Origin of the sequence: Shewanella glacialipiscicola (assembly GCF_023283485.1) — a bacterium.
Lineage (GTDB): Bacteria > Pseudomonadota > Gammaproteobacteria > Enterobacterales > Shewanellaceae > Shewanella > Shewanella glacialipiscicola.
This window is the reverse complement of the sequence record NZ_JAKILU010000023.1, coordinates 56,789-63,707: the sequence shown is the minus strand read 5'-3', so window position 1 is coordinate 63,707 and position 6,919 is coordinate 56,789. Positions and strand designations below refer to the sequence as shown.

Below are 6,919 nucleotides of genomic sequence, written 5' to 3'. Positions count from 1 at the left end.
AGCCTGAGCCGAGGAGAAATGACGCGCTAATGCCGATAACGACACTTATCGGCACATCTAATCCCTTCCATACAAAGCTGCGCACAATGTATATTATGTTAAATTGATGCTGTCAGAGTTTTCACTGCATATGCCTGTGTGGTTTCTCATTCCAAATGGTTTTTGTCTCACTTCGTGGATCTGGATTTTTATTCTATATAATCAACGTATTATGGTGATTTCAATGATAGGCTTGCACTATTGTGGTGCAAACTTATCATTAAGAGCGCTTTTAGCCCGGTTTTCACCGCCTGACTTTTTTAAAACTCGGGATATGTTTTCTGATGTTATTTGACATTAATCTTCACACTACACATTAAAGTATCCGATCTGTAACCCATATCTCCTATACCCCAGCCAGTTTAATGAGTTGCTCTCGATGCTTGGATTAATTTCGTTAGGATTTGGATATTCAATAGCTTCCATCTTATTGCAGATTTCGATATATCTATCTTCATAGTGAGATCAAAGGTCAGCACTTAGGCGTTAGCATCAGTAAATCACTTCTTGAGGAATATAATGAGTTTGATACTCAATATTTAATGGGCTTGGATAATGACGATGCAATTGTTGATGTATAAAGATGATATTTCTCCTTTTGAGAATTGTTTACCGCGGAGTTTCAACAGGTATTCGGGCTGCCACCGGGCCTCTCTTTTGACGCTGCCGAACAATTCTGTGCGGAGCAGCTTATTGACGTTCAGCAATCGTGTTCAGCGTTAGCCACCGACTCGCAAACCTGAAAGGATTAGTCTTTTATGGCAGATTTAATTATGACTCCCCTAACCTCATTAGATAATATTAGTTCCAACACTGACTCTACTCAGTTAACAATTTATTTTTAACTGACGCTTGAGCTGCGCACTGGAAACGTGGAAATTAACTATAAATAGAATATTAAACGCCCTTCGCAGTAATTTTTTATACCTACCTTACTCACCTTATCTTGGATTAAAGATATAAAGTAGCTTACTGATAAAACACCGCTTCTATCCGGATGGTTATGGAGTAATTTTTAAAGTTAGGAACGCACCTCATTATTGCCAAGCATAAATATAAGGTAATAGCATTCATTCTCAATAAGAATATATTTTACGGTATATTAAAAATCAAATGAAAAAGTTCACTCAATATTATCGTTATATGAATCACAGTTATAAATATATTTAATAAATAGAGTTTAAAATAAATTAACATTGATCTGGATCAATGTTTTCTTTCTTATATTCAAACCATAGATCTCGATCACATTTGTTATTATTCAAAATTTTATTATTGGAATAATAAACGGCTTACCAATAAACTACTACTTATTAGGTACTCATTATTAATAAGGCAGGTAATACTATGAACGTATGTAAGCAGATCATGTTTATGCTTTCACTCATAGTTTACGGATGTGCATTTAATGCAATTGCAGCTCCGTGGGACAATCTCAACTCAGAACAACTTGAATTGCAACTAAATGAGAAATTTTCCGAAGGAAAATATTCTCCTAAAGGTGCGGATAGTTGTTTAGTGTGTCACCGCAAGAATGAAAAAGTGATGGGCCTATTTGACGGTGTACACGGTCAAACTAATCACAATAAATCGCCTATGGCGGGCTTGCAGTGCGAAGCATGTCACGGCCCACAAGGTAATCATAATCGTGGTGGTAAAGAACCGATGATTGCCTTTGGGAAAGACAGTCAATTATCCGCACCCACCCAAAATACCGTTTGCCAAGGGTGCCATAATGATCCAAAACAGATGGCGTGGCATACCAGTACTCATAACTTAGAAGAAATCGCTTGTAGCGATTGTCACACAATTCATGCAGCTAAAGATCCCGCACTGGATAAGCTGAGTGTAAATGATACTTGTACCTCATGTCATACCCAAGAAAAAGCGGGCATGAATAAGCGGTCATCACATCCAATGAAATGGAATCAGATGACCTGCATAGATTGCCACTCTCCTCATGGTTCAATGAGTGAAAGTGCACTGATCCAACCCACCGTTAATGATACTTGCTACAGCTGTCATGCTGAAAAACGTGGCCCCTTCCTGTGGGAACATGCTCCTGTAACAGAAAACTGCGTCTCGTGTCATAACCCCCATGGCAGTGTAAATGAAAATATGCTTGAAAGCCGTGCACCACAGTTATGTCAACAATGTCATGCCGATGACGGTCACGCCAGTCGTGTTGTTCCAGAACCGGGTATGGATGCATTTGGCGGTGGTAATAGTTGCTTGAATTGTCACAGCAAAATTCATGGTTCGAATCATCCAGCGGGCAGTTTGTTGCAACGTTAATGGAGAGCAAGTTTATGTTATTTAAATTGAATTTAATCACCTTATCCATGATAGCTATGTCATCACCTATTATGGCGGCTAACTTCGCAGTAGGTAATGCCAATATGGAGTCTGTGAATACAACAAATTACGAATGTAATCGCTGTACGACTTCTGCTGGATACCAAGGTGAAGTTGCGTTTGCTGTGGGTTATAACGACGTTGATGATATTCATGCTGGTAACGCTTTTGGCACAGCAAGCAATGGTGCTATTGCAACAGTGAGCGGCGATATTAAATACCAAGGTGAGTCAGGTTATCGCGCAAATATTCAAGCCTACCAGTTGGGTATGGACAATGGTTTTGTTCACTTATCAGGTGGCCAAGCGGGTTTGTATAAAATCAATCTAGATATTGATTCTATTAATACCTATAAGGCTGGCGATGTTCAAAGTTCACTTTGGCATAATAATGGCCTATTAACGCCTTATAACAGTATTAATGAATTTGATTTAAATAAACAACGTGAAAAAGTTGGTTTAGGATTTAAATATGGTCAAGATTTTTATGGCATGTTTGTTAAATATAATCAAGAAGATAAAACAGGATATCAGTCCAGTAGCCTCGTATCTCCTAATCCTATAAATTTTGGCTTACCAATAGACTCAACGACTCAACAATTAGATGCCGGGCTGCACTTATTAGGGGATAACTGGTTAACTGAGTTGAGCTATTTTGGCAGCTATTATGAAAACAATATCGATAATCTAAGCCTTCCATATGTTAATGATGTGTATTCGGCTGCCCCAGATAATCAAGCTCATCAAGTATCGTTATCTGGTCAATACCAACTCGACCGAACAGTAATGAATGGACGTATTGTCAGTGGTCGTATGATCCAAGATGAAAATCTAATCCAAATGAGCGGTAATCCACTGCAAAACTGGGATGGTCAAGTCGATACGTTAGACGGCCGCTTTGCGCTGACTTCAATGCTCACTAACCGTTTACGTTTAGGTGGCAGCATTGATTACAGTAAACGTGATAACCAAAGCTCTAGCGCCGAGTTTGCTCAATACAACTTTAATAGCTTAACCGGAGCTTTTAGACAAAACACCCCTCGCGATTTAGAGCGTAATACTTATAAAGTCAACGCAAGCTACCGTATTGCCAGTGGTTATCGCTTACAAACTGGCTACGATCGTAAAGAAATCGAGCGTACTTTTAGCGATCGAGAACAAACGAATGACGATAATTTATGGATGAAGTTTAATGTTCGTGCTGTCGACAACTTCAACGTTAACCTCAAAGTAGAACACGCCAACCGCAGTGGATCTCTATACGAAGCAAGTACGCTCACTTCATCAGAAAACAACAGCTTATTACGTAAGTACTACCTCGCTGATCGTGACCGCAATGCATTTGAACTTAAAGTCATCCACACCCCCACAGACTGGATGAGCCTTGACGTTACAACGCGTTATGCCAAAGACGAATATGACAACACCAAGATAGGATTAACCGAATCAGAAGATTATGGCTATGACGTTAATTTAAATATCCAATTTAATCAGTATGTCGATGGTTATGTGTATGGAAGCCAACAGTGGATTAACTCTCATCAAGTAGGTAGCCAAAGCTTTAGTTCAGCCGATTGGCAGGACGATATTGAAGATGAATTTATCAATCTAGGTACAGGTTTAAGCTACAGCGGATTAATGCAAGACAGTTTGACGCTGGGGATAGATTACTTATTCAGTAATTCTATTAGTGACACCCTACTTTATAACAATGTGGGCAATGCAAATACGTTTAGCACTTATGGCGATTATTACTCATATAACCACAGTGCCAGCATGTATGCAGATTATGCCCTGAGTGAACAAATGGCACTCAAATTAACTTACCGCTATGAACGCTATTTCGATACCGATGCAGCTAACGTAGGGGTTAATGATATTCCGGGGATGATTACCTTGGGCGATATCAACCATAACTACAACGCACACCAAGTGATGCTGTCGTTTACCTACAAATTGCGCTAAGACGCATCGTTTATGATACGAGAGGATATATCTATGGAACGTAGAAGTTTTTTAAAAGCCAGTGCCGCATTAAGCTGTGCCGCTTCTCTTACGGGTTGTAAAACAGGCTCTGATGATGCCAATGTCACACCTACGCCACCACCGGTAGCGGATGAGAGTATCAGTTGGTCAGCTTGTTTAGTTAACTGTGGCTCAAACTGCCCTGTAAAAGTGTTTAGTAGCGATGGGATTATCACGCGTGTTGAAGCAGATAACGAAACCACTGATGAATATGGGGTTAACCATCAAATCCGTGCTTGTGCACGCGGTCGCTCTTTACGACAACGCACTTATGCGCCAGATCGTCTAAAAACGCCAATGAAACGGGTTGGTAAACGCGGTGAAGGAAAATTTGTTCCGATTAGCTGGGATGAAGCCGCATCGACGGTAGCAAGCGAACTGCAACGTATTGCTAGTGAATATAGCAATAAATCGATATTAAAACTTTATGGAACAGGCGCCTACTATGGGTTCTCTAGTTCAAACTGTTTTAATCGTATCTTAAATCTCAATGGTGGTTTCCTTAATATTTATGGTAACTATTCTTGGGCGCAACAAAATGAAGCCGCTGCTGCAACCGGCTTTGGTAGTACTTCAGGTTCTATTTTACTGTCATTAAAAGACAGTGATTTATTTATTGGCTTGGGTTACAACCCCAGTGAAATGCGCCAATCTGGATCAGGTGAAGGCTATGATTTCTTACAAGCTATCAAGGCAAATGATGCACTTGAAATCATCATGATTGATCCTCGTTATACCGACTCAATGGCCGGAAAAGAGGATAACTGGTTCCCTATCCGCCCGGGTACGGATGCTGCATTAGCAGAAGGCATTGCCTATGAAATGATAAGCTCAGGTTGGGTAGACAGCAATTCGAAAAACTTTTTAGACAAGTTTTGTGTTGGTTATGACAAAGACTCGTTGATTAAATTAAAAGCGGAGTTCCAAGCCTCAGGAGATCCAAAGAAACTAGCCTATGTGCCCTATATTAATCCTGATGATAACTACAAAGATTATATTTTAGGCGAAGGAACCTTCTCTACAAAAGGTCCTAGAACACCAAGCTGGGCAGCTAAAGTATGTGGTATATCCGAAACCAATATTAAGAAAATCGCTAGCAAGATAATGAATGCACGTGCCCCTTTCATTATCACAGGCGCGGGAGTAAACCGACACGCAAATGGCGAGCAAGCAATGCGTTCTTGCTACATGTTGTCTTTCTTAACCGGTAAAGTCGGCCAGCCAGGTGTGAGTAATGGTGCACTTCCAAGTCAAGGAAGCCTCAGTAATAGCGGAATGTCGGGTTTATCTAACCCAGTAAAAGAATCTATCTCGTTCTTTACTTTCCCCGATGCGATTGAGCGCGGTCATGAAATGACTGCTAGAAAAGACGGAATTAGAGGCACTGCTGACTTAGATACGCCACTCGGTGCTGATCTAAAAGCTATCTTTGCCCTTAACTCAAATGCGCTTATTAATCAGCATTCAGATTCAAACGGTATCGCTAAAATACTTGAAGATGATACCAAGTGTGAATTCATCGTTGTGTGTGATTGCTGGATGACACCATCGGCTAAATTTGCTGACATCCTCTTGCCAGATACTTCGTGGCTAGAGTCAAACGACTTAGTAAATGACAGCTATGCCTCGGGTATTATGGGCTATTTAGTGGCAATGAAAGCCGCTATTGACCCGCTTTGGGAATGTAAATCAATGTACGATATGTGTGCATTAATTGCAGACAAAATGGGTAAGCTTGGAGAGTACACTGAAGGTAAAGATGAAGCGGGATGGCTAGCTGAGCTTTACGAAAAAACGCGCACAAATAGTAACAATGCTAACGCAATCCCACCGCTTCCTAGCACATACGAAGAAGCGCAAAAACAAGGGGTATTCCGCGCATTTGATGGTAAAGCGACAGTAGCATTAGAGAGCTACATTAATGGGGCTGGTAAGGTAAATACTCCATCAGGAAAAATCGAAATTTTCTCATTACAAATGGCGCAAAAAGGCGCCGAATGGGAATTTAACGATGAAGTCAAAGGCGATTACATCTCTAGTATTCCGATGTACCAAGCGACTTGGGAAGGTTATGAGGATGATGAAACATCTGAAGATTATCCATTCCAATTAATGGGATATCACACTAAAGGCCGTACACACTCAAGTTATCACAACGTCCCTTGGTTACGTGAAGCTGTTGAGGATGCTGTATGGATGAATCCTGGCGATGCCTACAAAAAAGGGTTTACTCAAGGATCAAAAGTCCTTATCTGGAGTAAACGCGGCACCATAGAGTTACCAGTCAGGGTCACCCCACGTGTAGCACCCGGTGTGCTTGCCCTTGGCCAAGGAGCTTGGTATACACCCGACCCTTCAGGAAGAGTCGGTCCGTCAGGTCATATCATCGACATTGGTGGATGTATCAATACTCTAACTCGTTACCAGCCAAGTCCTTTTGCCAAAGGTAACCCACAACACACAAACCGTGTACAAATTGCTAGCGCTTGATGGAGTAATTA

The 6,919-nt window shown here is 41.0% G+C and carries 3 protein-coding genes; all 3 read left to right on the top strand.

Going from position 1 to position 6,919, the window contains the following annotated elements:
• Positions 1-1,407: 1,407 nt before the first annotated feature.
• From L2717_RS15040 to L2717_RS15030, 3 genes are read left to right on the top strand one after another with little or no spacing between them, the layout of a single operon-like run.
• Positions 1,408-2,334, top strand: a complete 927-nt coding sequence (locus L2717_RS15040) for a DmsE family decaheme c-type cytochrome (RefSeq protein WP_246611827.1) — start codon at positions 1,408-1,410, stop codon at positions 2,332-2,334.
• Between the two features lie 14 nt (positions 2,335-2,348).
• The gene (locus L2717_RS15035) at positions 2,349-4,358 is read left to right on the top strand and encodes an MtrB/PioB family decaheme-associated outer membrane protein (RefSeq protein ID WP_248938092.1); all 2,010 of its coding nucleotides are present in this window, start codon (positions 2,349-2,351) and stop codon (positions 4,356-4,358) included.
• 33 nt (positions 4,359-4,391) lie between these two features.
• On the top strand, positions 4,392-6,908 hold the full coding sequence (locus tag L2717_RS15030) for a DMSO/selenate family reductase complex A subunit (RefSeq protein ID WP_248938091.1): 2,517 nt from the start codon (positions 4,392-4,394) through the stop codon (positions 6,906-6,908).
• Positions 6,909-6,919: the final 11 nt, after the last annotated feature.